Annotated in this window: 21 protein-coding genes; 8 read left to right on the top strand and 13 right to left on the bottom strand. The window is 46.8% G+C overall.

Translation table 11 applies throughout. The features are described from left to right. Window positions 1–240 precede the first annotated feature (240 nt). Both B5F71_RS03720 and B5F71_RS03715 read right to left on the bottom strand, forming a co-directional pair. Window positions 241–933: a response regulator transcription factor gene (locus B5F71_RS03720; RefSeq protein WP_087207772.1), complete on the bottom strand. Its 693-nt coding sequence runs from the start codon at window positions 931–933 to the stop codon at window positions 241–243. Further along, window positions 930–2,318, bottom strand: coding sequence for a HAMP domain-containing sensor histidine kinase (locus B5F71_RS03715; RefSeq protein ID WP_087207770.1), 1,389 nt, complete (start codon window positions 2,316–2,318; stop codon window positions 930–932). The genes B5F71_RS03720 and B5F71_RS03715 overlap by 4 nt, the downstream gene beginning before the upstream one ends. A gap of 456 nt (window positions 2,319–2,774) precedes the next feature. Between B5F71_RS03715 and B5F71_RS03710 the strand changes: the two genes are divergently transcribed. After that, window positions 2,775–5,081 carry a TonB-dependent receptor gene (locus tag B5F71_RS03710; protein ID WP_087207768.1) on the top strand — a complete coding sequence of 769 codons (2,307 nt, stop codon included), beginning with the start codon at window positions 2,775–2,777 and terminating at the stop codon, window positions 5,079–5,081. A 100-nt stretch (window positions 5,082–5,181) separates the two neighbouring features. Here B5F71_RS03710 and B5F71_RS03705 read toward each other — a convergent pair whose 3' ends face one another. From B5F71_RS03705 to B5F71_RS03680, 6 genes are all read right to left on the bottom strand, one after another. Then, window positions 5,182–6,702: a Gfo/Idh/MocA family oxidoreductase gene (locus B5F71_RS03705; protein WP_087207766.1), complete on the bottom strand. Its 1,521-nt coding sequence runs from the start codon at window positions 6,700–6,702 to the stop codon at window positions 5,182–5,184. Between the two features lie 167 nt (window positions 6,703–6,869). Then, on the bottom strand, window positions 6,870–7,973 hold the full coding sequence (locus B5F71_RS03700) for an aminoglycoside phosphotransferase family protein (protein ID WP_087207783.1): 1,104 nt from the start codon (window positions 7,971–7,973) through the stop codon (window positions 6,870–6,872). Between the two features lie 95 nt (window positions 7,974–8,068). Next, window positions 8,069–8,467 carry a DUF4870 domain-containing protein gene (locus B5F71_RS03695; protein ID WP_087207764.1) on the bottom strand — a complete coding sequence of 133 codons (399 nt, stop codon included), beginning with the start codon at window positions 8,465–8,467 and terminating at the stop codon, window positions 8,069–8,071. A 224-nt stretch (window positions 8,468–8,691) separates the two neighbouring features. Then, on the bottom strand, window positions 8,692–8,886 hold the full coding sequence (locus tag B5F71_RS03690; protein ID WP_087207762.1) for a hypothetical protein: 195 nt from the start codon (window positions 8,884–8,886) through the stop codon (window positions 8,692–8,694). A 135-nt stretch (window positions 8,887–9,021) separates the two neighbouring features. Continuing rightward, entirely contained in the window at window positions 9,022–9,672 is a 651-nt protein-coding gene (locus tag B5F71_RS03685) for a cysteine peptidase family C39 domain-containing protein (RefSeq protein ID WP_087207761.1), read from the bottom strand. 5 nt (window positions 9,673–9,677) lie between these two features. Then, window positions 9,678–11,957: an outer membrane beta-barrel protein gene (locus B5F71_RS03680; protein WP_158098030.1), complete on the bottom strand. Its 2,280-nt coding sequence runs from the start codon at window positions 11,955–11,957 to the stop codon at window positions 9,678–9,680. A 228-nt stretch (window positions 11,958–12,185) separates the two neighbouring features. Between B5F71_RS03680 and B5F71_RS03675 the strand changes: the two genes are divergently transcribed. Together B5F71_RS03675 and B5F71_RS03670 are read left to right on the top strand one after the other, a co-directional pair. Next, window positions 12,186–13,556, top strand: a complete 1,371-nt coding sequence (locus tag B5F71_RS03675) for a HAMP domain-containing sensor histidine kinase (RefSeq protein ID WP_087207757.1) — start codon at window positions 12,186–12,188, stop codon at window positions 13,554–13,556. Between the two features lie 97 nt (window positions 13,557–13,653). Next, window positions 13,654–14,316 (top strand): response regulator transcription factor, encoded by a 663-nt coding sequence (locus tag B5F71_RS03670; RefSeq protein ID WP_087207756.1) that lies wholly within the window; start codon window positions 13,654–13,656, stop codon window positions 14,314–14,316. 396 nt (window positions 14,317–14,712) lie between these two features. Here B5F71_RS03670 and B5F71_RS03660 read toward each other — a convergent pair whose 3' ends face one another. Further along, a complete protein-coding gene (locus tag B5F71_RS03660; RefSeq protein ID WP_087207752.1) occupies window positions 14,713–15,003 on the bottom strand; it encodes a nucleotidyl transferase AbiEii/AbiGii toxin family protein in 291 nt (96 codons plus the stop codon). Continuing rightward, window positions 15,000–15,515: a helix-turn-helix transcriptional regulator gene (locus B5F71_RS03655; protein ID WP_241148545.1), complete on the bottom strand. Its 516-nt coding sequence runs from the start codon at window positions 15,513–15,515 to the stop codon at window positions 15,000–15,002. Before B5F71_RS03655 ends, B5F71_RS03660 begins: the two co-directional genes overlap by 4 nt. Before the next feature lie 223 nt (window positions 15,516–15,738). Here B5F71_RS03655 and B5F71_RS03650 point away from each other — a divergent pair, with 223 nt between their 5' ends. The 3 genes from B5F71_RS03650 to B5F71_RS03640 all read left to right on the top strand — a co-directional run bounded on the left by B5F71_RS03650 (window position 15,739) and on the right by B5F71_RS03640 (window position 18,661). Next, window positions 15,739–16,026, top strand: a complete 288-nt coding sequence (locus B5F71_RS03650; RefSeq protein ID WP_143269840.1) for a hypothetical protein — start codon at window positions 15,739–15,741, stop codon at window positions 16,024–16,026. Window positions 16,027–16,124: 98 nt separating this feature from the next. Continuing rightward, entirely contained in the window at window positions 16,125–17,234 is a 1,110-nt protein-coding gene (locus B5F71_RS03645) for an SGNH/GDSL hydrolase family protein (RefSeq protein ID WP_087207749.1), read from the top strand. 5 nt (window positions 17,235–17,239) lie between these two features. Further along, on the top strand, window positions 17,240–18,661 hold the full coding sequence (locus B5F71_RS03640) for a sialate O-acetylesterase (RefSeq protein WP_087207747.1): 1,422 nt from the start codon (window positions 17,240–17,242) through the stop codon (window positions 18,659–18,661). An 82-nt stretch (window positions 18,662–18,743) separates the two neighbouring features. Here B5F71_RS03640 and B5F71_RS03635 read toward each other — a convergent pair whose 3' ends face one another. The 3 genes from B5F71_RS03635 to rsmA all read right to left on the bottom strand — a co-directional run bounded on the left by B5F71_RS03635 (window position 18,744) and on the right by rsmA (window position 22,952). Then, window positions 18,744–20,555 carry a DUF349 domain-containing protein gene (locus tag B5F71_RS03635; protein WP_022041084.1) on the bottom strand — a complete coding sequence of 604 codons (1,812 nt, stop codon included), beginning with the start codon at window positions 20,553–20,555 and terminating at the stop codon, window positions 18,744–18,746. Between the two features lie 126 nt (window positions 20,556–20,681). Continuing rightward, window positions 20,682–22,022 (bottom strand): magnesium transporter, encoded by a 1,341-nt coding sequence (gene mgtE / locus B5F71_RS03630; RefSeq protein ID WP_022041083.1) that lies wholly within the window; start codon window positions 22,020–22,022, stop codon window positions 20,682–20,684. 114 nt (window positions 22,023–22,136) lie between these two features. Then, the gene (gene rsmA, locus B5F71_RS03625; RefSeq protein WP_087207745.1) at window positions 22,137–22,952 is read right to left on the bottom strand and encodes a 16S rRNA (adenine(1518)-N(6)/adenine(1519)-N(6))-dimethyltransferase RsmA; all 816 of its coding nucleotides are present in this window, start codon (window positions 22,950–22,952) and stop codon (window positions 22,137–22,139) included. A gap of 105 nt (window positions 22,953–23,057) precedes the next feature. On the opposite strand from rsmA, the gene B5F71_RS03620 reads away from it, so the two are divergent. Both B5F71_RS03620 and B5F71_RS03615 read left to right on the top strand, forming a co-directional pair. Next, entirely contained in the window at window positions 23,058–24,059 is a 1,002-nt protein-coding gene (locus tag B5F71_RS03620) for a lysylphosphatidylglycerol synthase transmembrane domain-containing protein (RefSeq protein WP_087207780.1), read from the top strand. Between the two features lie 5 nt (window positions 24,060–24,064). Continuing rightward, window positions 24,065–25,522, top strand: coding sequence for an aminoacyl-histidine dipeptidase (locus B5F71_RS03615; RefSeq protein WP_087207744.1), 1,458 nt, complete (start codon window positions 24,065–24,067; stop codon window positions 25,520–25,522). The last annotated feature ends 305 nt before the right edge of the window (window positions 25,523–25,827 follow it).

The raw sequence follows: 25,827 nt of genomic DNA, 5'->3' as shown, positions 1-25,827 counted from the left end.
TAGGGCTTCCGCCTATAGGACACAATAGGTCACCTCCTTTTCTTGGTTAACCTTTTTTACGGCAAAGGTAACTTTTTTCTTTGCCCTTTTACCAATGCAAATCTAAAGGGGGACACAGAGTATCACAGAGGAAAATTTAAAGACTCTGTGTGCCTCTGTGGCCTCTGTGGTGAAATATTGCTTGTTTTATCGTCACAAAAATAAGCATTTTGTCCGACTTATCCGGCATTGCCTGCCGATTTATTCGGGAGAAACCGTCCGCAGCACGTAGCCTTTTTTCTTGATGGACTCGATGCGTATGCCCGAATCGTCTTTCAGGTAGTGGCGCAGGTAGGAAATCTGCACGTTCAGCGCAAGCGAGTTGGCGTACGAGTCGTTTCCCCATACGTGGGTCAGGATGTTTTCGCGGTAGACGGTCTGGTTGATGTTTTGGAACAGCAGGGTCAGTATTTCCGCCTGACGCGAGGTGACGGTGTGCGCCGTGCCGCATACGGTCAGCTCGTTGGTTTCGGGCGAGAAGAGGGTATGGCTGGCTTGGTAGTGCGGGTTGTCTTCGCCGGTACTGTCCGCGAAACGTTCTTCTATCTTTGCCAATAGTTCTTCGGGATAGAAGGGCTTGGGGATGTAGTCGTTCCCTTTCAGGCTGAATCCTTTCAGACGGTCGGAGATTTCGGTGCGGTCGGACAGGAAGAACAGCAGCACTTTCTTGTCCCAGCTGCGGATTTGCCGTGCCACCTCGAAGCCGTTTATCTCCGGCATATTGATGTCCAGCAATACCAGGTCGGGGCGGCAGAGGCGGAACTGCTCCAGCGCCTGCTTCCCGTCGGGCACGTGTACGACTTCGTAGCCTGCTCTTTCGAGGAAGCGTTTCAAGAACAACGAATATGTGGCGTCGTCGTCGGCAAACAGGATTTTTAAGGGTGAATCGTTCATTGCGGTATAGATATATAAAAGGTGGTACCTCGGTTTGGTTCGCTCTCTACGCGGATGTGCCCGCGGTGGGCTTCCACCAAGCTTTTTACGTAGCTCAGCCCCAGTCCCAGTCCCGGAATGTTCTCGCGGCGCACTGCCGGGCTGCGGTAGAATTTCTCGAAGATGTGTTTCAGCTCGTCGGCTGGGATGCCCCTGCCGTTGTCGCTCACCTTGATGTCTGTCCGGTTGCCCGTCTGGCGGAGGGTAATTGTAATGACGGCTTCGCCCCGCGCATACTTCACGGCGTTTTCCAGCAGGTTGCTGAAGATGTTGCTGATGTGCATCCGGTCGGCTTTCACGAGGATGTCTTGCGGCTCGGAGTCGATGCGGATGCTCACGCCCTGCCTTTCGGCCTTTTCCGCCAGCGGACGGAGGAGGGCGTTCAGGCTGAACACGGTGCGGTTGAGCGGGATTTCCTTGAAGTCGCCGTAGGTCATGTCGCGCAGCTTCGAGAAGTAAGCGGAGAGGTTGTCCAGCTCTGCTTGTGCATCGGCAACCGCTTCCCGGCGCAATGTTTCATCGCGGCTCATTTCTTTGTCCTTAAGTACCGACATCAGGATTTTTAGCGACTGTACGGGGCGTTTCAGTTCGTGAATCATCGCGTGCAGGAAGTCGTTGCGCAGGCGGTTCAGCTTCCGTTCGCCGTGAATGGTGCGTGCCTGGTAGATGAGGCAGAGCATCAGGAGGACTGCCCATACGGCAGATGCCGCCAGCATCCAGTATATCTCTTTCAGCAGCGTGCCGGTCTTGAGGCTGCCTCCGATGAAGACGCTTTCCCGGTTCAGGGGGTTGATGCCGAACTGCAGGCGGTACGTGGGGCGGAAGAAACTGCCTGCCGACACGGTCTCGATGTCCGCCAGCAGCTGCCGTCCGGCAGAGGCGGTGACCGTGAGTGCCGGTTCGTCCAGCCGTTCGCGCAAGAAGGCTTCCAGTGCTTGAGGGGAGGCAAGCCCGCGTTCGCTTGCTACGTAGCGTGTCGCCAAGGTACTCCAGTTGTTGTAGGAGACGGAAGCAGGCAGGTAGAACGTGTCGGTCTGCAGCGTCAGGCGAGGGTTCAGCCGCACGATGCCGTTTTCAACGTACGAGCCGGGCACCGAAGTGTAGGTGTCCAGCAGCTCATGGGTTTCGGCGGTAAAGAGGTAGACCACGAAGCCTTTGTCGGACGGCACCTCCATTTGCTGGCGGAAGAAGTCGTCACAGCATTGTCCTACCAGCCGTTTCTGTTCGTCGACCGCCTGCTCCAGCGCGTGCCGGCACTGCAGGCGGAAGCCGATTGCCTGCGCTATCAGAATGGACAGCGAGGCGACTATGGTGACGAGGTTTATCCAAGGGACTGATTTCTTCATAAGCGTATGTTTGATTGTGCACGACAAAGATAGCGGAAAAAACCGGAACTGTGGCGCGGAGTAATAAAATAGTAATATAGGCGTAACCCACGGGTAAGGATTATTTTTCGCCGCCGGGAAGTTTTGCCGTTACTTTGCAGCGAGTTCCAGCCGGATAAGCATTGTCGGAGGCTCGGACGATGCCAATCCTACAGGATAAGTGCTGTCGGAAGCTCGGACGATGCCAATCCTGCAGGATTTGTGCTGTCGGAGGCTCGGACGATGCCAATCCTGCAGGATAAGTGCTGTCGGAAGCTCGGACGATGCCAATCCTACAGGATAAGTGCTGTCGGAGGCTCGGACGATGCCAATCCTACAGGATACGTGCTGTCGGAGGCTCGGACGATGCCAATCCTGTAGGATAAGTGTTGCCGACTGCGGACGGAATGATAAATCTTAACGAAAACAAAACATACGATGATGAAAAGAATGATTTTTACAGCGATGTTGCTGCACTGCGTCTGTGCAGGCATCGGGGCGGACAGCCTGACGGGAAAAGTGACGGATGAGGCGCATCGGGGAGTGGCGTACGCCAATGTGGTGCTGCTCGCGCTGCCCGATTCGGTTTTTGTGGCTGGCACGGTGAGCGATGCCGACGGATGTTTCATGCTGGAGGCTTCGGCTCTGGGCGAAGGCTTGCTGCGGTTCTCGTGCTTGGGCTACCACTCGTGCACGGTTCCGGCAAGCGGCTTTACGGGTGAAGTGACGCTGCGCGAAGAGAGCGTTCGGCTGCAGGGCGTGGAGGTGGTGGCGGAACGTCCCGTTCATCAGCTGAAAGACGGCGCGCTGCTGACCCGCGTGGAGGGCACGGCGTTGAGCCAATACCACCGCATCAACGATATGCTGGCAGTGTTGCCGGGGATGACGTTCACCGTGTCGGGCGAGGTGGAAGTGTTCGGCTTGGGCACTCCGGTGATTTACATCAACAACCGCAAGGCGCGTGCCGACGAGCTGCAGCAGCTCACGCCGCAAGACATCCGTTCGGTGGAGCTGATTACCAATCCGGGCGCACGCTACGACGCCGAGGGGAAAGCGGTGCTGAAGGTCTATACCTTGCGCCGTGACGACGGGCATGCCTTGCTGGCGGAGCACGTGTCGGAGCAGGGCAGGCGGTATTCCGACTACGAGACGCTGCGCTACGACTACTGGAACCGGAAGCTCCACGTGTCGGCGTATTACCAGTATGCCGATTACCGTTCGGTGGTGAACCAGCCGCAATCGCACGAGCTGGCGTTGGGCGACAGCCTGTATCTGTACCGGAATCCCGACCAGGGCGACCGCCGCGACACGAAGCAACATACGTGGTACGCTAATGCAGATTATGAGCTTACCGCCCGTCACGTGATAGGGGCGAAGGTGGAAGGCACACATACACGTGACTATACGTTCCGTACCGGGAGCCTGGCATACGGGTGGAGCCATGCACCCTTGGCGGAAAAAGACATCGACAACGATTACCTGAACCGCACCGACGTGTATCACGCCAACCTGTTCCATAACGCCGACTGGAGCAACCGGCTTTCGTCCGCCCTCAACCTCGACTTTGTGTACAACCGGAACCGCTATCGGCAGGCGACGGCGGAAACAAGTTCGGGCGAACGGCTGGAAACAGAAAGCCATGGGAAGGGGAATCTGTCGATTGCCTCGGGCCAGTTGGCGTTCGATTACCGCCCTGCCTCCGGTGTGCAGGTGGGCTTTGGAAGCGACGTGAGCCGGGTGCATACGCACAACGAACTGCAGAGCACGGCAGACAATGTGGCGGCTTCGCTTTACGATGAAGACGAAGTGCGTGCGGCGGCGTTTGCAGACGTGTCGGCAGAGGCGGGCGACTTTTCTTTCCGGGCAGGTGTGCGTTACGAATATATGCAGATGAAGTTCCGCGACCGGCTGGACGCTTCGGGCAACCTGACCCGCCGCTTCCACAACGTCTATCCTTCGGCAAGCGTCAGCTACAAGCGTAACGGCTGGAGCCAGACGTTGTCTTTCTCGTCGCGCACCACACGTCCTTCGTTCCGCCAGCTGAGCAACGCCGTCTATTACAGCAACGAGTTCATGTACCAGCGGGGCAATCCGCTGCTGCTGCCTGCCACGGCGTACAAACTGGAGTGGAGCATCAGCCACAAACCTTTTTATTTTAGCGCGAGCTATACGTACGAGAAGAACCACCTGTCCACCTGCCATGAGGAAGAAGCGGGAAACCGCATCATCAGCACCTTTTGCAATTACCGCCGCATTCAGTACCTGAAGGCGACGCTGAACATTCAGAAGACGTTCGGCATCTGGCATCCTTCCCTTACGTTGGGCATCAGCCAGCCCTTTTTCAAGGTGATGTACCGTGGAGAACCGCTTGCCTACCATTCGCCCAACTGTATCGCTGCGCTCAACCAGCAGTTCACATTCCCGAAAGACTATCTGCTAAGTGTGTATTACGCCTTCTATTCCGGCGGCGATTTGGGGAGCGTATCCATTCGTCCTTACCAAATGCTGAATCTGGAATTGCAGAAAGATTTCTTCGAGAAACGTTTCAGTGTCAGCCTGAAGGCTTACGACCTGCTGCGCACCATGAAGTTCCGCGAAGAGCAGCGTGAGGGAAACCTCCGTTTCACCCAGACCGAAGACTACCAGCTATGGAATTTCTCCGTCAGCCTGGTCTTCCGTTTCAATCAGTTGAAGAACACGTACCGCGGCAAGAACTCTTCGGCAAGCGATATGGAGCGGATGTGACGAAAGGTATTAGGTGACAAGGTACTAGGTACTAGGTTCTGAATAGCTTGGTTTACATCAGCAGGACTATTTGAAACCTAGTCGCCTAGTCCCTGGTTACCTAGTTACCTGATTTCAGTTTTGCCGTGAATGCCTTGGCTTTTTCCAGTGTGGCAGCTTCCTCTTCGGGAGAGGCATAGGCATGCTTGTATCCTTTTATCACGTTCCATTCACCGCGGGTGAAGTCGGGGAAAGCTACCGGTGCGCAGCCATTGTCCATCGACAGTTCGCCCAGTTCGGCAAGGCAGCACCATTCGGCAAGGTCGTACACGTCCATGTCCAGCGGCAATCCGTTCTGCAGGCAATATACTAAACGGCTGTCCATAATGAAGTCCATACCTCCATGTCCGCCTACTTCTTTTGCCATCTCGCCATATTTCTTCAGGATCGGGTGCTGGTATTTGGCTACCAAGGCTTCTTGCTCAGCTTTCGGAAGGAAGCCGTGTGCGCTGAGGTCGTCCACTTTCGGCTGTACGCCCGAAGCCGAAAGCTGTTCGCTGTCGAGCGCATAGCCTTCTACCGGATATTTGTTGGCGAATCCTTTCGTGCCGGTCAGCTGGTACAGGCGGCTGTAAGGCTGGGGTGTCATTACGTCGTGCTGGATTTCAATCACCTTGCCGTTTGCTGTGCGGATAAGGGTGGTGGTATGGTCGCCGTTGCGGAAATTCGTGCAGGCGGAATCGGTGCGTGCTTCTACCAGTGCCTTGCCTACTACCGACTTGGTGTCCATCGCTACCAGCGTCTCCATGCGGTCGCCCCGGTGGATGTTCAAGGCTTGTGCCACGGGACCTAAGCCATGGGTAGCATATACGTCACCGCGGTGTCGCATGTTGTAGTCCAGCCGCCAGCCCAGCTTGTCGTCCTCGCCGTTCTTCCAGTAGTGGTCCCAAAATTCGTTCAGGTTGTGGATGTAAGCTCCTTGTGCATGGATAATTTCGCCGAACACGCCTTGTTGCGCCATGTTCAACGTGTTCATCTCGAACCAGTCGTAGCAGCAGTTCTCCAGAATCATGCAGTGCTTGCGGTTCTTTTCGCTCAGGTCAATCAGTTTCCAGCATTCTTTCAGGTTCATAGCCGAAGGTACTTCGATAGCTACGTTCTTGCCGTTCTCCAGTGCGCATTTGGCGATGGGGAAGTGGTGTAGCCAGTCGGCGGCGATGTACACTAAGTCGATGTCATCGCGTTTGCACAACTCTTCGTATCCTTTCTCGCCGGAGTAGATGGCGGCTTTGGGCAGCGAAGCTTTCTGCAACAATTTCTGGCAGGCTTCGGCACGCTCCTGTTCATAGTCGCACAAGGCTACAATCTGTGTACCCGGAATGTAGGTGAAGCGTTCCACGGCTCCCGGACCTCGCATGCCTAACCCTACGAATCCTACACGTACCACTTCCATTTTGGGAAGGGCAAGCCCCAATACACTTTTCTGTCCCGCTGGGCGTTCGGGCGTTTTTACTACGATGGTTCCTTGTTTCCATTCCCACTGTGTGCCTTTATCGTTTGTCTGCACTGTCGAGTCGGGTTGTGTAGTACAAGCTCCAAGGGCTAAACACAGCCCTAAAGCCAATGTTTGGATGGTTTTCATACTTCTTTTGTTTATGGTTTTTATAATGGATGTTTTTGTTTGAAACGCAGATTTTCGCGGATTGACGCAGATTTGAATGCTTTGCAATCAGTCGATTTGAGAAATGCGGCTGAAATCAAATCGTAAGTCTGATAATAGTCTGTAAAAATAATCTGCGGAAATCCGTGTTAATCTGCGTTTTCTCTTAAAGGGTTTTTCATTTGCTGTGAGATGTATTGTTGCATATCGGGAACAGCCTTGCATGTTTCTTGGTACAGCTTGTATTGCGCCCGTGTGCGGACGTAATTGTGTTCAGGACAGGCAGTCTGGTAATACGTGTCCCCGTTGAGGTAATCGGTCAGGAACCGTACCGCCTGCATATAGGGGAAGAGGCGGACGGCATAGGGCAGCATTTCTATTTCGAGCGGTGTGAGGAATGCGCTTGCCGATTCAAGATATCCGCGGGTGAAAGTCTGGAAAATATTCATGTTGAAATGTATTTTCTTCGTGTCTGGTTCATCTTCGGCAGCCGTGCTGGCGGCAGTGCGCAGGAAGTCGCCGAAGTCGGAAAACACGAATGAGGGCATCACCGTGTCCAGGTCGATGATGCAGAGCACCTTGCCTTCCGCATCGAACAGCATATTGCTTACCTTCGTATCGCAATGGCAAATCCGTTTAGGCAATTTGCCGGCACGGTACAGCCGTTCGGCAGCACACATGTCATCGGCATCCCGTTCCAGTGTGTCTATCAAATCCTGCACTTTTCCCTTCCGTCCTGCCTGGTCCGTTCTTATGGCTTCTCTTAACTGCTGCATCCGGAATTCCATATTGTGGAAGTCGGGGATGGTTTCTTCCAGCTTCTCGGGCAGGTCGGCAAGCATCGCTTCGAACTCTCCGAATTTCAACCCTACCAGATAGGCAGTATCCGGTGTCACCTTGGTTTGTGTGTACGAATCGCGGATATACACACAGGTTCGCCAGTAGTGCGTCCCGTCGAAGTGATAGGTCTTTCCTTCCGTGGTAGGCAGGAAATGCAATACTTTCCGTTCGATGTCCGGTTCTCCGCGTGCTATCAGTTTGGCTCGGATATGCCGGGTCACACATTCGATGTTGTGTTGCAGCAATTCCACATTGGTGAATACGTGGTGATTGATCTGCTGAAGTATATAGTTGTCCGGACCATTTGTCTCGACAAGGTAAGTCCGGTTAATCAGTCCGGATTGTAAAGCCTGGATGCCCTTTATCTCTTTTATCTGAGGAAATCGGGAGGTAACATTTTGCAGTTCGGTCATGTTCATTGTCGCACGTTTTTTTGCAAAGATAGACATTCCCGTGGATTTGTAGCAGGCTCTAGTCAGAAATCTTTCATTATCTGGTCATCAGCCGGTTATTTGAACAAATAGATTGTTTTCGGATAAAACTGTCTGCTTTTTCTAGTGATGTTCATATAAACCAGAATGAAGAAAGGATACAACACGCTTGCAACGGTGTAGAAACATACGATGGGTGCCAGCCAGACATAATCGGGCTTATTCCCGCTTGCCATCATATTGATGAAGCTCGTCCAGGCAATGATGGCATAAACGAAAACGAGACATCCGCACAGGAATTGGAAATTCAATGCCCTGCATGCTTGTCCTGATATTTCTCTGTTCTTTCTGCCGCCTTTATACAGCCAGTAGAACCAGGGAAGTAAGATGTTGCCGAACGGGATAGGCAATAGGGCACCCATCAGTATGCACAGATGAAAGCAGAATAAAATGTTATGAATGTTATGATTTTCCATAATAGATAAGTTTTATTGGTGATTGATACCGCAAATATATAACAAATACGTAAATACACTGAAGGAAACCAAGTACATTTAGTACACAAGGAAGCATAATGTATGCATTTGTTACATGGGGTTTATTGGATGTAACATAGAGAAAAAGAATTGAAACATCATGCTTGGGTTATTCTATAAAAGCAAGTATTTCTGTTGATATTTCCTTTCTTTCCTGAAATGGCTTATAAGCAACCGAGTATATGCTGCAGGATGCTTTCCCCTTCCCCGTAGGGATAAGGTATGCAGCATACTGCCGCAATCAGAACGGACAGAATGACAATCAATACAGTGATGTTCCAGCGTACCAATGCCGGAGGGATGGTGCCGATGATGCGGCGTACTTTTTCCGAGCGGAGTTCAATGCGTTTGTCGGTCATGTTTGGAGTTTTTAAGTTTTTGAGTTTTTGAGTTTTTGAGGTGACAAGGGACTAGGGGACAAGTTGACTAGGTTTCAGATACTAAGGTTTCCGCTGACAAAGCTATTTAAAACCTAGTCCCTAGTACCTAGTCAACTAGTACCTAGTCCCTAAAATTAACTTGATATCTTGGTGCTTGATGCCCAAGTCCACTATCGCTTGCGTAAGGAAAGGCAGGATGAGCTGCAGCAGGCTCCCTACCAGCAGCCCCAAGGCAATCTGCACGAAGTACCGGCGATATTGATTCACGTACCCCAGCAGGAAGCGGAACGAGTGTATGCCTTCCGCCTCTTCCCCTTCCAGCCTGCCGAACTCCGGGGTAGGCTCTAAGAACATGGCGACTCCTTTTTCCTCCCCTTGCGAGGTGGTGCTTATCCAGTGCCGCCTGAATTCTTCCTTGGTATATCTGATTTTCCCTTTGCCCGGGTCGGCAATATAGAAGGTTTTCCCTCTCCTTATTTTATAGAGCACCACAAAATGGTTCTGGTTCCAATGGAGGATGCAGGGTTTATGTTGGCTATCCAAATGTTCGATAGATAGCTTAGCACTTTTTGTCCTAAAACCTAATTTTTGTGCTGCGTCTTGTATGCTTAATAATGATACTCCACTTGTCGTGGCATAACAAATTCGAGATATATTTTCTATTGTATATGTATGTCTGTAATAATTACATATCATTACTAAACAAGCTATTCCGCATTGCATTGAATCATGCTGTTTTATAAATGATATTTTGTGATTTTGCATAAGATTTATTTCGTTAATAGTCCTGAGTCATTGTCTTCATTTTTAATTTGTTGTTTAGGATATTTGTTCTGTTTCCCAAATGAAAAATTATAAGAAAATTTGAGACAAATCATATTTGCATAATCACGAATATTGCTGTAAGATGTTGATTGTATAATACATGCTTTTGTTGTATGTTCACCTTCTTTAAACCCTTTCATAAATGGCTGATTCCATTGTAATCCGATACTCATATTAGGTTTGGGTTTATATGCTATATCTACTTGTACAACTTCGGCTCTTGGAGTAATTAATTGACCATTAAGAGTTTGTCCAGGGTATTGATAATATATTTCGAAATCCCATTTGGGTAAAGTGTAACTAGCATATCCCATTAATTGATAACGATACCCATTCCATGTTAATCCGTTTTTTTCTTTTCCGTGATGATGAATATAAATTCCTACAGCTCCAATTTTAAGTGATTTGTTTTTTAAAGGGAAATAGTCAAGAACCACTTGTCCCCCGATTTCTTGCTTTGATTGTAAATTGTTGTATGTTTGGAGAATGTATTGTGACGTAGTTTTAAAAGTATTTACAATACTATTTGGATTGTAATTGTATAAACAATAAAACAGGAAATTTATATGGGGAGTTATTATATTGCCTGTTAAATCTATGTGATGATTTTGAGAAGGTGTAAGATTAGAATTACCTTTATAGACATAAAAATTGTCAAGCCATTGCTCTGTTTCGCTCATTAAAGATACAGAAGGGACATCTGCACTATAACTGTATGTTAGTTGTAGTGTAACATTTTTTTGAGGATAAAACCAAAATTTTGCTGTAGGAGCAGGATACCATTTTGACCATATTGTATTGTTCTCTTTTTTGACATTGAGAAATTTGGATGCTAAAATTAATTGATAATAAAATTTATTTTTCCCTCCATAAAGTTGTGCATATCCATGAAGTGTCTGTTGATTCAATGGCATCTCTTTATTCCCTTCTTTTTGTATTGCTGATTGATAAGTTTCTCGTATTCCTAATGTCCATTGTCCGAAGAATGAAAGTGCCGTATATTGGATAGTGGAAAGAAGTGATTTTCGTTGTGTGGTATAATTAGAATAACTATTAAAGAGCATTTCTTGAAGGTCATTCTGTTCTGTATAAGTTGACTTAAATTGAGTGCTATACAACGTACCTGTCGCATCTATCAATAATGACTGTTTTTTGTCCCATATTTTATTGAAATATAGATTAAGAGAATACATGCTATATTTGTTATATAAATTACTTTCTCCATTAAGATTTTCTGTATTGGTATAGGAAATTGTTTGCATCTTTTTTTCATTTTTCTTGTAAAAGTTGGTGGATAAATTGGCATTGAATTGGTATCGGTTGGGATGGTTTATCATATAACCTAATACAATAGAATTATTATCTCTATCTTTAGGCGAATTATTGCCGATTTTCTTTTTATTGTATTCATTGTTTTGGAATGAATATTGTAGTTTTTCATTTGTTTGTACCTTGTTGTAATGTGCCATTACATTGTTTACTTGCAGACTAAAGCGGGATTTTCCGTAGTTGTAAAAAGCCACGAGTGAATTATTCCCATAAATGGGATAAAGCGCATCACGTAAATTTAAAGATAAATTTCCTCCTATTATATTACGCTTTGTAACAATATTAATGACGGCACTAGCTCCAACAAGTGCATATTGAGCTGGCGGATTTTCATAAACATCTATTTTTGAGACATCATTTTTATCTAAAGCTTGAATTTCTACCCATGTAGTTTTTACTCCATTCAAAAGAAGCACAATATTCGAATTTCCTTTGTAAGATATATTACCCGAAGAGGTAACAGTCATAAAGGGTACTATATTCATGGCTTGTGCAAAGTTGGCATAGTTAGCTATTTCTTTTTGAGAGATTCGATAACTAGTATGACTTCCATAATGTTTTACCATTTCAGGAGTAACAACAATTTCGTTAAGTAGATATAGCATTTTTTCGAGTACAGTTTTAAATACGTAGTCGGGTTCTTTAGATATGGATATATTTATTGTCTTGTAACCTAATGATTGAATTCTAATAATTGCAGGATAATGTGTTACGTTGAGTTCATAATATCCAAGTGTATCTGTCATAGTTGTTAACAAGATAGTACTATCATTAGATAAAAAAGAAACTGTAGCTCCAATAAGCGGATTTGAGCTAGTATCTGTCACTTGTCCTTTATATGCCTGTGCATATAAAGTTATCATACTTAGAACTAAACATAAAACAATATTTTTCATAAAATAGGAAGATTTATAATATAACATTCACTTCTTAATTGCTTTGTTTTACACTTACAAAGTTACAGAGCTTTATCCGAACCGTTTATAATCGGAACATAATCTTTACATAATCATTTTGGGAATTTTGATTATGTCGTAAATGAAAAGAGCAAGTGTTGTTTCTCAACTGAAGAGATTGCAGTTTGCCGGAAAATGCTTATTTTTGCATGACAAACGGGAACAAGGATGAAAAGATACTATTATATAACGGTGATTGCGATTGTAGCATTGCTTTGCTTGCAAGTAAGCTATGTCGAAAACCTGTACCGCGATTACATCAAGCAAAAAGTATCTTTGACCCAAGATGCGTTGGAGCTTTCCATAACCAAAGAGTTGCATCTGCGTAGCCGAGAGCAGAACCAGGAATCTTCCCAGTTCCAGTTATATATCAAAGCTGCATCGGATATGACCCCGCAGGAGCGTGACAGCCTGTGGCATTCTACCTCACCGGGAGATACCTTAAACCTTGACAACGAATGGAGAAAAAATATAGGAAAAACATGGGGGGAAATTTTGCAGCAGTGGCAGCAAGACAAGGAAATTGAAGAAGGGAATATGCTTCGGCTTGCCACATTGGACAGTTTATATTCTTTAGAGCCTATCGGTGGGAACTACCGCCACGTTTTGTTGCTTTATGATGCCGGCAAGCGACTGACTGCTTCGGCAGGCGACTTGCAACCGGACGAAAAGGGACATTGCTCGGAAATGCTCTACATCGGGACAAAAGGGCTGTATGCGGTGCAGGTCAAGTCGGAGATTCCGATGTCTGCCTTCCTGAAACAGCTGTGGTACACGCTCATGCTTTCAGCAGCAATTGTGGTGGTTGTGTTGCTTTGTCTGGTATTCCAGCTGACCGAGATACGGCGGAAAGACGTTTTGCTGCGGAAAAGGGAGAATAGCGTAAACGGCACGATACACGACCTGAAAGCTCCGCTTAATGGTGTATTGGCAATGCTGGGCTGGTTTAAACAAGGAGAGAAAGACCCGGTGAGACGCAAGGTAATCCTGATGAACGAGACAGGAGTGAAACACTTGGTGGCAAATATCGAGTCGCTCTTGATTGTAGCACGGAAAGACCGCTGTAAATTGGTGTTGCGCAAGACACCGGTAGACGTGGCAGCCTTGGCATGTCGGATAAAGGAAGAAATGGACGTAACTTATGGAAATAAACCGCATACGCTGATCGTCCGCAATGAATTGCCGGAAGGATGCACCGTCAGGGCGGATGCGATGTATCTGGAAAATGTGTTGCGCAATCTGGTAGAGAATGCCTTGAAATATGCCGATGAGGGTGTAAAGGTGGAAATTGCCTTGACACAGGAGGCAGACAGGCTTAGCATGGCGGTGAGCGATAACGGTTGGGGAATTCCCGCCCGTTACCAAAAGAAGATATTCCGCCAGTTCTATCAAGTGCCTCGCGAAGCGGACCGCTTACAGAAAGGCTACGGTATCGGGCTGACGCAGACAAAATACATCATTGACGAACATGAAGGAACAATCAGTGTACAAAGTACTGAAGGCAAAGGCAGCGTGTTCACGGTAGTTCTTCCATTATAATTGACGAGATGTCAGTTTAAACACTTAGGCTAATGACTATAAGGCTATTCAAAGCCTTATCAACTGATACCTTGTTAACTTGTAACCTAAAAAGAACATGGAAAAGAAACGGATATTATTTATAGACGATGATATGACGTTGGGCACCATTGTGGCTTTGGCGTTGAACGAAGCCGGTTATGAGACGCATTACCAGACCTCGTTGACAGCTATTACTTCTGTTATCAACGAACTGAACCCTCACCTGCTTCTGCTGGACGTAGAAATAGGAAAAGACGATGGCATCGATAAGGCTTTACGGCTGAAAGCTTTGGCACCCGATATACCTATACTGTTCGTGTCATCGCATATAGAGAGTTCAGAAGTAGCAAGGGCATTACGGGCAGGAGCGGTGGCATACCTGAAGAAACCTTTCGAACTGGAGGAACTGCTTGCCTACGTGCAACGCTATACATCGGATACATTTGCCGAAATCCGTATCGGGCATTTTACGTTAAATCCTAAAGAACGTTTGTTGACAACGGAAACCGGCGAGGCAAGAACATTGAGCCTGTCCGAGTGTAAACTGCTTTCCCTGTTGGCTTCCCATCGGAATGAAGTGGTAACCCGTGCAGAGATAGAAGACGTGTTATGGCAGGGGGAGGCAGCAAATGAACAAAGTCTGAACAACTTCATTGCCCACTTACGCAAATATCTGCAAGGTGATAAAAGAATAGACCTGCATACGGTAAAGGGTGTAGGCTATAAGTTAGTATGGTAAAACGAATATGCCGCTTTTTAAACAATTGTCTTATGGGAAAAATATTCATCAGCCATAGCTTTCAAATCTATCCTGATTAATTCCCATTCGTAACCTCTATAGCAATCTATGCCTTCATTTGACTCTTCGACATGGAAAATGTTTTGGAATCCTTTTTCAATGTCCCTCTCTGTCACGCTCCATTGGTCACGCTGGATAGCCCACTCTATCATGTCTTGAAGCGAGAAACGGTTGCTTAGTTCATAAATGTCCCAAAAATCTTTTTGGCGCGGTTCTTCTTAAGTGATTGCTTTGATTTTCATAGCTGCAATTTCCCGTATGTCTGCAAGCCGGATGCCATTGACCTTGAGGGTGGAATAAACTTTTCGGTATAAAAGAAATCTGCCTTTACACTTTCTATCGGAGATTTCCAATGCGGACAGAATAGCCTAATGCCCGTTGATTCATGCTATCTAAATTTTCAGTATAGGGAAAATGTGCGCAAAGAAAATCCTTCATCGCTCGGGTATCCATCTTTCCATACTCCATGTCTGTAAAAAGGTCGATATCAATCGACCTCCTATGCCCTAACTGAAGGCTCAGGCAAGTTCCTCCTACGAGATGGAAATCTTGAAACACAGGACTTCCGGATAGGGTCTTTAACGCTTCCAGCAAGAGGGGAGATACTGTATCCTCATGCAGTTTCATTGCATATATTTTTTATAGTTCGCATCTCTGTCTTCCTTTTTCCATGCATTCTTTATTTGCGGGAAAATCTTGTTTATGACGTCTTTGCCGTAAAAGCGGATGATTTCCTTTATCTCTTGCTCATTCCCATATTCAAATACACGCTTGATGACCCATTTCTTATTCCGTATCCAGTTTATTTTGTCCACTTTTGTGTCCCAAAACAAAGCGTTGCTGAACTGGGACAAGTCTGGATGTTGTTTAAGCTCTTCGTTGGTGATGAATTGGTAAATTTCATAATTAGCCTGTATTTTATAGAAATATCCTTCTATCCCTATGTTCAACGCTTTTTCGATATTCAAAGAATAAGGAATGGTAAACCTCCGTATTCCCTTAATCAAGTCGTGTATACGTTGGGGATAAATGCCCGAACGGAGAGCCAGTTCTTTTTGCGAGACATTGGCTCTTCGCAAGATATGCTCCAATACTTTCCCGGCTGGAGTGCTTTGGGCGGTAATATATTCTTCGTACATGCCTGCTTCGTTTGATTATACGCAAAAATAAGTATATTCTCCGAAATAACCAAATGTGGTTGTACGATTTAAGAAACCTGAAATAACTTCTTATTGGTGAAATGCGGACATTCATATTTGATTATACCATGCACGGCATAAGTTTGTGCATTTTTCCCGGAACAATTGTTTCCGCATTTGGATTACATTATCGTTTCAGGCGGCTTCCTTTTATGGTTTTCATATGAAAACCGTACGGTTTCCATATCAAGAACGTACGGTTTCCATATCGAGAACGTACGGTTTCCATATCAAGAACGTAAAAGTATGCCGCCTGAAACAAAGATATAGGCTACATGCAAAGCCAAATGTTCCTTACCGATATGCCATCAAATGCAAGGATGATGTGCGCACCGTCTCTATGGAAATGGCATGGTACGAGGAGCAGGCAAATCCTGCCCCTACATGGCAATTGGGTAAAATGCGGATATTCGTTTATTTTAATCTGTGTGGTGAGAAAATGCACAAATGAAGGACCGGAAGCTTTTTGATACGATTTGAGCAGATTTGGATAAGATTCTATTAGCGTGTGTGGATAATCTTCGCTATCTTTGCAAAAATACATGAAAGATGAAAACACACAGACGAATGATTTATGCTTTAGGCTGGATGATTCCGGCTTTCTTTTCCGGCTTTTCCGCTTTTGCCGGTATACCCAAGGGGGATGAGGCTTTTGTGTCTGCCGATGACGCACGCATTGTCTATATGGGACGTGTCAGCCACCGCATTCCGCAGGCGGTCACGTTCACTTATCCGGGTGTAAGCATCTATGCCGATTTCGAGGGCACTTCGTTGCAGATGAAGGCAAAGCCGGGCAGTGGGGACTTTATGGTGGAGATAGATGACGGGTTGCCTTACCGCATCGGTTTTACGAAGAACGATTCTATTGTGACCCTTGTCGAGGGTTTGCCCGAAGGGACGCACCGGGCGCGCATCATGTATGTATTGGAGGGATATGAACTGAAACCGGTCTTCAAGGGCTTTTACCTGGACAAGGGATGTACGCTGGCTGAGGCTCCCGCCTTGCCCGAACGGCGCATTGAGTTTATCGGCAATTCCATTACGTGCGGCTATGGCGTAGAGTCGGACGACCGGAACGACCCTTTCACCTACGAGACGGAAAACCATTTCTATACGTATGCGGCACGCACGGCGCGTGCATTGAATGCACAGCACTTGGTAGTGGCACGTTCGGGCATCGGCATTTACCGTAATTTCGGAGCACCTGCGTCGGGAAGCAAGGATTGCCTGCCGGCGATGTACGAACAGGTGATGTTTACCGACCCGACAGAGTTATGGGACCATAGCCTGTATACACCCGATGTGGTCTGCATCAATTTGGGAACCAATGATGCCGGTGACGGGAAGTATGATTTCGCATTGCTGACCGATGGATACCGGAAGTTCGTAGCACATCTGCGCACTATCTATCCGAAAGCGAAACTCGTGCTGCTGAGTGGCTCGATGCTGAGCGGAAAACCGTTAGCAGACGTGAAGCGGGCGATGGACAAGGTTGTGGCAGAGCGCAAAGAAGCTGGCGATACGGAGGTGTACCGTTTCGACATGTCTCCGCAGACCGGTTCGTTGGGATATGGAGCCAACTGGCATCCGTCGATGCGCCAGCAACAGAAAATGGCGAACGAGCTTACGGCTTACCTGAAGGAACTAATGAATTGGTAATAAATATGAGAAAAAGGATTGTAATGGCTTGTCTGCTGGCAGCTATGCAGACAAGCACGTGGGCAAAAGTTACGTTGCCCGACATAATGAGTGACAACATGGTGCTTCAGCAACAGACTGAAGTGAAGTTATGGGGAAAGGCGAATCCGAATACGGAGGTAAGCGTGCGGGTATCGTGGAGTGACCGGGTATATAAGGTAAAGAGCGATGCAGCCGGCAAATGGCTTGCCAAGGTGCAGACGCCTGCCGCTACGTATGAGGCGCAGACCATTACTTTTTCGGATGGCGAAGAAACGAAGCTGGACAATGTGCTGATAGGTGAGGTGTGGTTCTGTTCGGGGCAATCGAATATGGAGATGCCGCTGAACGGATTTTGGAACTGCCCGATAGAAGGGGCGAACGAAACCATCGCTACTGCATCGCAATGGAAAGGAATCCGTGTGGCTACGGTAGAGAAAAACGGCCAGCTGAAGCCTGTAGAGACTTGTAAAGGCAGCTGGAAGGTGAGCAACCCGGAGAATGCGCCTTTTTTCAGTGCTACGGCATTCCACTTTGCAATGATGATGAACAGGGTACTTGACGTACCTGTCGGTATCATCAATTGCAGTTGGGGAGGCTCGACGGTGGAGGGGTGGCTTCCGGCAAGTATCGTGAAGAATTATTCCGACATAGACCTGAAGCGGGACATCCGCAAGGAGGAGCCACACGACTGGTGGCATTATATGAGCCCGACTATTATGTACAACGGGATGTTGAAGCCCTTGCAGAACTATACCATCAAGGGATTCTTATGGTACCAAGGCGAATCGAACGTAGGTCATCCCGACTATGCAGAGCGTTTGAAGACAATGGTGGACTTGTGGCGTAACGAATGGGGACTGGGCGAATTGCCTTTCTATTTTGTAGAGATTGCTCCGTTCGGATCCTACGAAGGTACGGGCAGTGCTTTCCTGCGCGAACAGCAGTTTAAGGCGCAATCCATTATCCCGAACAGTGCATTGATTTCGACCAATGACCTGGTGGAACCTTATGAGGCAAAGAATATCCATCCGAAAAACAAGACCGATGTGGGAAAACGTCTTGCCTATATGGCTTTGGCAAAGACGTATGGTGTAAAAGGTATTGTGTCGGCAGGTCCTTCGTATAAGTCGATGGAGGTGAAGGACGGCAGTGTGATTCTTTCGTTCAATGATACGCCCGACGGGTTCAGCCGGCTGAGTGATATGGAAGGTTTTGAAGTGGCAGGCAGGGACAAGGTGTTTTATCCTGCCAAGGCGGAAGTATACAACAACCTTCAGATAAAAGTAACTTGCGACAAGGTGGCTAATCCGGTAGCCGTACGTTATTGTTTCCGTGATTTCCAACCGGGAAATGTGGCAGGTACCCGTGAATTGCCTTTGTTCCCGTTCCGTACGGATAACTGGTGATAACAATAATTCACCACAGATTACACGGATTGATAAAATAATTTTCTTTAATCTGTGTAATCTGTGGTGAACTACAAATATATTACGCTTCTTTCAGCTTTTCGTCAATGGCTTCGATTTTCTTCAGCACCAGTTCCATGTCTCCTTTGAGGCGTTCAATCTTTCGGGTTACCTCGGCTACCAGTGTATTGCCCTTCTTTGATGCAGAAGAGAGGAAGCCCAGGTTGTTCTCGTAGGTTTGAATGTCGCTTTTCAATCCTTCGTAGGTACGTACCAGCTTTTCACGGTCGCGGTAGAGGTTATCCCCTTTGCCTAATCCCGACTTGAAGTCGCTCAGTTTCCGTTCGGATGCCGAGATGTTCAGCTTGTCAAACAATTTATCAGCCAGCTTGTGGAATTCGTTGTACAGGCGGTCTTTTTCCTTGAAAGGTACATGACCGATGGAGTTCCATTCTTTCACCAGGCTGCGTGTCTGTTCAGCCGTATTGTCATCGGTAGTACCCGAAGCATCAAGAGCAGCCAGCTGCTTGATGATTTCTTCTTTCTTTGCCATGTTTTCTATCTCTACCGAGCGTTGCGAAGAAGTTGCTTTGTTCTTCTGTGCAAAGAAGTAGTCGCAGGCACCGATGAAGCGTTTCCATACTGCATCCGAATGTTTTTTTGCCACCGGACCGATGGTTTTCCATTCCTTTTGCAATTGAGTGAGGATTTCGGCGGTCTGTTTCCAGTCGGTACTGTCTTTCAAGGCTTCCGCCTTTTCGCACAGTGCTTTTTTCTTTTCCAGATTTTCTGCCATGTTTTCCTTAATCTGTTTGAAGAAGGCGGCTTTCCGTTTGAAGAACTCATCGCATGCTGCGCGGAAACGTTCGAATATTTTGACGTTCATTTTCTGCGGTGCATAGCCGATGGTTTTCCATTTTGCCTGCAAGGCAAGAATCTCCTGTGTTTTGTTCTCCCAGTCGGCAAAAGTCTTCAGCTTGTCGTATTCCATCGCTTCAGCGATTTCGCAGATGACCGTCTTCTGGTCGAGGTTGTTCTGCTCCTTTTCTTTCAGCATTTCGAAGTGTTGCTGATGACGGCGGTTTACGGCAGTAGAAGCAGCTTTGAAGCGTGCCCAGATGCTTTCGCGCAAGTCTTTTGCCACGGGACCGATGTTGCGGAACTCCTGATGCAACTTCTGAAGCTGATGGAAAGCAGATACTACATCGGGCTCTTCTGCCAGTTTCTCAGCAGCTTCGCACAAGTGGGTTTTCTGTTCCAGGTTTTTCTTGAAGTCGTATTCACGGAATTCGTTATTCAGCTTCACCATGTCGTAGAACTTTTCGGTATAGAGTTGGTATGATTTCCATAGTTCGTTCACCTTGCCGACGGGTACTTGCTTGATGTCATTCCATTCCTGCTGAAGCTGCTTGAACTCGTTGTATATCTTGCTAGTGTCTTCTGTTGTTTCAATCAGTGCTTTCATCTTATCGAGGATGGCAAGCTTTTTCTGCAAGTTTTCTTCTTTTTCCTGTTCCAGTTCGGCTGCCATAACACTTCGCTTTTCTTTGATGGAGCTCATGATTTCCTTGAACCTTGTTTCCCACGGGTCGGGGGCAGGGACAAAGTCATCCGCATTACCGCCTTCATCAATAAAGGCTTTACGCGCTGCGTCTTGTTCAGCTTTGTGCAGTTTGTAAAAAGTTTGTTTTAAAAAATCGATTTCTTGTTTGTCTGCATTGCAGGCGTCTTTGTTGATTTCTGTCAGACGTTCTACCACTTCTTCCTGTGTTTGCTTAGGTGCATACACCGGTTTGTCGGTTGATTCAACAGATTCAACAGTGGGAACCGAAGTTTCAGGTACGTTGTTTTCCTGAACTTCAGTTAGTGGGCGGTTTGTTTCGTTTACTTCCATCGTATGTAGATTTTAGAGAATATCTGGTTTTAATTCTTCACCAATTACAAATTAAAAGAATAAAATCTGATTTTCATATTTTTTTGATAATTATTTTTAAGTGTACCCTCACTTTTTTCTTTTTTCTTATGCCAGAAGCACGGTGATACCCATATACATCAGCATTCCGATGATGTCGTTGGTAATGGAAATAAACGGTCCGGTAGCAATGGCAGGGTCGATTTTCAGCTTTTCCAGAGTCATGGGAACCAGAGTGCCGAAGATGGAAGCAAACATCACAACGGCAAACAGGCTGATGGATACCGAATAGCTGACCGTGGCACTGGCACCGAAACGGATGAAGTTGTAGATATATACCAGCATGGAGATGATGGTGGCGTTGATGAGTGCCACTACCGATTCTTTAAGTACTTGCTTGAAGGTATTGCCTGCATCTAAAGAGCTGTTTGCCAGTCCTTGCACGACCAGTGCGGACGATTGGGTACCGACATTTCCGCCTGTACCACCTATCAATGGAATGTAGAGTGCCATTTCGGGATGGGCGGCAAAGGTCGTGTCGAAGTTGCCGAGAATCATTGAGTTTCCGATTCCTCCCAACATTCCAATCAGCAGCCAGGGCAGGCGTGCTGTGGTTTGGCGAAATACATTGTCGTGTGACTCGACATCTTGTGACAGACCGGAAGCCAACTGGTAGTCACGTTCGGCTTGTTCGCGTACCTCGTCCATTACGTCATCGACCGTGATGCGTCCTACCAGTCTGCCGATGCTGTCGACTACCGGAAGAGCCACCAGGTCGTATTTTTCAATGACTTGTACCACTTCTTCCAAGGGGGTGTCTACATGTACCGAAATGGGATCTTTTTTCATCACATGTTTTACTTTCGACACCGAAGGGCTGGTAATCATTTTCTTCAGCGGGAATACGCCGCGCAGGCGCTCATCGTCGTCTACTACATATACATAATAGATTTCGTCCATGTCTTCTGCCTGAATGCGCATTTCGCGCAGGCATTCGGGCATACTCAGGTTTTCGTTTACGATGACCATTTCGGTACCCATCAGACCACCGGCAGTATCTTCATCGTATTTCAGCAAATCGACAATGTCGCCTGCCTGTTCGATGTCTTCGATATGCGAAAGGACTTCTTCCTGTTTGTCTTCGTCCATATCACGGATGATGTCTACTGCATCATCCGAGTCCATATAGTCGACAAACCTTTTGGCAATGGTTTCTGAAGGCAGGATTTCGAGGAAACGTTTACGGGCGTCCTCATCCATTTCAATCAATACGTCGGCTGCCTTTTCATTGTCTAATAACAAGTATATGGAACGTGCCTCTTCTGCATCCAGTTCGTCACACAATTCGGCAATATCGGCAGGGTGCAAATCGTTCAGGAGCTCTTTCAGCTTGTCTGATTCTTTGTTTTCAATCAGTTCGGATACTTTTTTTATTTCTTCGTTTTCCATACCTTATATATATTAGAGGTGGTTCTTAAGTTTTTGAGTTCTTAAGTTTTTGGGGTTCTTAAGTTTTGGGGTTACCACAGATTCTTTCAATTGCCAATCATTAATTGTTAATTGTTAATTGTTAATTATTAATTGTTGATTGTCAATTGAAACCAGTGCTTCTTCCACCCGGTTGGTCAGACTGATAAAATCTTGTACCGAAAGTTGTTCGGGACGTTTGTTGAATATTGTATCGGCACAGAGCGGATGACTTTTGTCTAAAATGGTAGAGATGGAATTGCGCAATGTCTTTCTCCGCTGATTGAATGTCGTCTTAACGATTTGTTTGAACAGCTTTTCATTGCATCCCAGGTGTGTCGTGTCATTGCGTGTCATGCGTATGACGGCGCTTTTCACTTTGGGGGGCGGATTGAACACATGTTCGTGGACCGTGAACAGGTATTCTACCTTGTACCATGCCTGAATCAGGACACTCAAGATGCCATATGTCTTGTTGCCTGGTGATGCAGCGATGCGTTCTGCCACTTCTTTTTGTATCATTCCGGTGCAGCAGGGGATGAGGTCTTTGTTGTCCAACATCTTAAAGAATATCTGGCTGGATATGTTGTAAGGGTAATTGCCCGTCAGGACAAAGGGTTTCCCGTCGAACAGTTTAGACAAGTCCATCTGTAAAAAATCCTGTTCGATGATATTGTCGCCCAACTCTGCGAAGTTGTTGTGTAAATAGGCGACCGATTCGAAATCAAGTTCTACTACTTTCAGCGGTCTGCCTTTCCTGACAAGGAACTGGGTTAATACGCCCATGCCGGGTCCTACCTCCAGGATTGGCAATTCTGGACAGGTGTCCACCGTGTCGGCAATATCGCTGGCAATCTGTAAATCTTTTAAAAAATGCTGCCCTAAAAATTTTTTTGGCCTGACTGACTTCATTCTGTATGTATTTTCTTTATAAATAACGATTTTATTCGAGCAAGATATTATCTTTGCATATTGCATATTGCAAAGTTAAGCATTAATCTTAAATACATGAGTAAAATTGAACAGAGTGGTATAAAAAAACTTATAAATAAGGTCTTGCAAATTGTTTTGCCTTTGGTTCTGGGTGCGGCTATCTTGGTATGGACGTATCATGGGTTCGACTTCCGGAAGGTGTCTTATGTGTTGGGGCATGGTATGAATTATGGTTGGATGTTGTTTTCGCTGGTGTTTGGAGTGCTGTCGCATGTGTTTCGCGGATGGAGATGGAACTTGGCTTTGGCACCTTTGGGCGAATATCCGAAAGCATCAAACAGTGTGTATGCCATATTCGTGTCGTATGCTGCCAATCTGGTGATTCCCCGTGTGGGAGAAGTGTCCCGTTGTGGTATCTTGTCGAAATTCGACCAGGTGTCTTTCTCTAAATCTTTGGGTACAGTCGTATCCGAACGTCTTATCGACTCGGTGTGTGTGGTGTTGATAACGGTGGTGACTTTAATTTTACAGTCAGGTATCTTTGCCCGTTTTTTCCGGATAACTGGGACCGACGGGGCTTTTTTTCTCCATCTGTTTACTTCGACCAACTTTTATATTACCTTGCTCTGCATAGCGGCTGCTCTTGTGTTGGCATATTGGCTGGTGCGTAACTTGGCTGTGTTTGCCCGGATGAAAGGATTGATACAGAATGTATGGGTGGGATGTCTTTCTATCCGCAACGTACATCGTCCGTGGCTTTATATTCTGTATACAGTTGCCATTTGGGCATGTTATTTCCTGCATTTTTACTTGACTTTTTATTGTTTCGGCTTTTCGGCACATTTGGGTTGGATGGCAGGACTGGTATTGTTTGTAGTGGGGAGTATTGCCGTGATTGTCCCTACGCCCAACGGTGCCGGTCCGTGGCATTTTGCTGTGATAACAATGATGATGATGTATGGCGTCAGTAAGGAAGATGCCGGAATATTTGCTTTGCTGGTACACGGAATTCAAACCTTTTTATTAATTTTGTTAGGTATTTACGGATTGGTGGCTTTGCCGCTTACAAATAAACATAAAACTTAAAATCTATGAGTGACATTCTTTCGCTTGCTCCACAGAATGTGTGGAAGCACTTCTATTCGTTGACACAAGTTCCTCGTCCGTCAGGACATTTGGAGAAAATTCAGGCATTCTTGTTGGAATTTGGCAAGAGTGTGGGTGTGGAATCTTTTCAGGATGAGGCTGGAAATATCATATATCGCAAGCCTGCCACTCCAGGTATGGAAAACCGGAAGACCGTAATTTTGCAGGCACACATGGATATGGTTCCTCAAAAGAACAAGGACACCGAACACGATTTCGAGAAAGACCCGATTCAGGCATACGTGGAAGACGGTTGGGTGCGTGCCAAAGGTACGACGCTGGGTGCTGATGACGGTATGGGGGTGGCTGCTATCATGGCGGTTATGGAAGACAAAACCTTGAAGCACGGTCCGCTGGTTGCCTTGATTACGGCAGATGAAGAAACGGGCATGTATGGTGCTTTCGGTTTGAAGCCGGGAACTATTGAAGGGGATATCTTGCTGAATCTGGACTCGGAAGAAGAAGGTGAATTGTATATCGGATGTGCCGGAGGGGAGGACCTGACCGCAACCTTGGAATATAAGGAAGAAAAGACCGATCCTGCAGATGTGGCTCTGAAAGTGACATTGAAAGGATTGCGCGGAGGACATTCGGGTATTCAGATAGGTTGGGGACATGCCAATGCCAATAAACTGATGGCTCGTTTCCTGAATCAGGTCATAGCCTATGATGAGGCTTGCCTTGTGTCGTGGGAAGGTGGAAATATGCGTAATGCCATTCCGCGTGAGTGTGAGGTGGTGATTACGGTGCCTGAAGAGGAGGTAGATGATGTGATGGCATATGTGGGCGAGTGTGAACAGGTGTGGCGTGATGAATATGCCACCATCGAGGATGGCTTGTCGTTTAAGGCAGAACGTGTGGATTTGCCCGAATACATGGTTCCCGAAGAAATCCGCGATAATCTGGTTGATGCTATTTATGCTTGCCCTAACGGTGTGGAACGATATATCCCGACCATTCCCGATACGGTAGAGACTTCATCCAATCTGGCTATCGTAGACGTTAAAGGCGGGAAGGCTTCTGTCAAGATATTGACCCGCAGTGCACGTGAGTCGATGAAAGATTACCGCAATACGGCACTCGAAAGCTGCTTCTCGATGGCAGGTATGCGGGTGGAACGTTCTGGCGGCTATTCGGGTTGGGAACCGAATGTCAATTCACCCATTCTTCACGCGATGAAAGAGGCTTATCAGGCTCAGTTTGGTACAGCTCCCGAAGTGAAGGTCATCCATGCAGGGCTGGAATGTGGCATTATAGGTGCGGTGATCCCAGGTTTGGACATGATTTCTTTCGGTCCCACACTGGTAGGTCCGCATACGCCCGATGAGAAGTGTGAAATTGCATCCGTATCTAAATTCTACGACTTCCTGACGGCTACGCTTGCCAATACACCGGAGAAGTGACGTGTACGATAAGCATAGAAAAAAGAGGTGTGCCGTAATTGGCACATTTCTTTTTAATACTTCCTGCGGCATTAAATTGTGTATTTTGTATATGTCACATGATAAAGACGATGTGCACATCATCTCTACGGAAATGGTGCAAAAGGTTCAGAAAAATGCACAAATCCATATCGTGGTATGGTATAATATGAGAAAAGAATTCTGTATGCTTTTTTAATGTTTTATGGATATTCGCATTCGGGCATATTGCATATACCCGAATGTAGCAACTTATCCACACGGACATTTTCAAGGCGTATGCGATA

The sequence above is a fragment of the Bacteroides sp. An269 genome (assembly GCF_002159755.1).
GTDB classification, from domain to species: domain Bacteria; phylum Bacteroidota; class Bacteroidia; order Bacteroidales; family Bacteroidaceae; genus Phocaeicola; species Phocaeicola intestinalis.
Note: the sequence above shows the minus strand (reverse complement) of the source record. Positions and strands in the feature narration are given on the sequence as shown.

Bases quoted from the DNA above. Each gene is read 5' to 3' on its own strand.
- rsmA (WP_087207745.1), bottom strand. From the start codon at position 22,952: ATGAAGTCAGTCAGGCCAAAAAAATTTTTAGGGCAGCATTTTTTAAAA.
- B5F71_RS03660 (WP_087207752.1), bottom strand. From the start codon at position 15,003: ATGAAACTGCATGAGGATACAGTATCTCCCCTCTTGCTGGAAGCGTTA.
- B5F71_RS03645 (WP_087207749.1), top strand. From the start codon at position 16,125: ATGAAAACACACAGACGAATGATTTATGCTTTAGGCTGGATGATTCCG.
- B5F71_RS03670 (WP_087207756.1), top strand. From the start codon at position 13,654: ATGGAAAAGAAACGGATATTATTTATAGACGATGATATGACGTTGGGC.
- mgtE (WP_022041083.1), bottom strand. From the start codon at position 22,022: ATGGAAAACGAAGAAATAAAAAAAGTATCCGAACTGATTGAAAACAAA.
- B5F71_RS03655 (WP_241148545.1), bottom strand. From the start codon at position 15,515: ATGTACGAAGAATATATTACCGCCCAAAGCACTCCAGCCGGGAAAGTA.
- B5F71_RS03675 (WP_087207757.1), top strand. From the start codon at position 12,186: ATGAAAAGATACTATTATATAACGGTGATTGCGATTGTAGCATTGCTT.
- B5F71_RS03615 (WP_087207744.1), top strand. From the start codon at position 24,065: ATGAGTGACATTCTTTCGCTTGCTCCACAGAATGTGTGGAAGCACTTC.
- B5F71_RS03685 (WP_087207761.1), bottom strand. From the start codon at position 9,672: ATGCAAAATCACAAAATATCATTTATAAAACAGCATGATTCAATGCAA.
- B5F71_RS03690 (WP_087207762.1), bottom strand. From the start codon at position 8,886: ATGACCGACAAACGCATTGAACTCCGCTCGGAAAAAGTACGCCGCATC.
- B5F71_RS03710 (WP_087207768.1), top strand. From the start codon at position 2,775: ATGATGAAAAGAATGATTTTTACAGCGATGTTGCTGCACTGCGTCTGT.
- B5F71_RS03680 (WP_158098030.1), bottom strand. From the start codon at position 11,957: ATGAAAAATATTGTTTTATGTTTAGTTCTAAGTATGATAACTTTATAT.
- B5F71_RS03720 (WP_087207772.1), bottom strand. From the start codon at position 933: ATGAACGATTCACCCTTAAAAATCCTGTTTGCCGACGACGACGCCACA.
- B5F71_RS03700 (WP_087207783.1), bottom strand. From the start codon at position 7,973: ATGACCGAACTGCAAAATGTTACCTCCCGATTTCCTCAGATAAAAGAG.
- B5F71_RS03705 (WP_087207766.1), bottom strand. From the start codon at position 6,702: ATGAAAACCATCCAAACATTGGCTTTAGGGCTGTGTTTAGCCCTTGGA.
- B5F71_RS03695 (WP_087207764.1), bottom strand. From the start codon at position 8,467: ATGGAAAATCATAACATTCATAACATTTTATTCTGCTTTCATCTGTGC.
- B5F71_RS03640 (WP_087207747.1), top strand. From the start codon at position 17,240: ATGAGAAAAAGGATTGTAATGGCTTGTCTGCTGGCAGCTATGCAGACA.
- B5F71_RS03635 (WP_022041084.1), bottom strand. From the start codon at position 20,555: ATGGAAGTAAACGAAACAAACCGCCCACTAACTGAAGTTCAGGAAAAC.
- B5F71_RS03650 (WP_143269840.1), top strand. From the start codon at position 15,739: ATGAAAACCGTACGGTTTCCATATCAAGAACGTACGGTTTCCATATCG.
- B5F71_RS03715 (WP_087207770.1), bottom strand. From the start codon at position 2,318: ATGAAGAAATCAGTCCCTTGGATAAACCTCGTCACCATAGTCGCCTCG.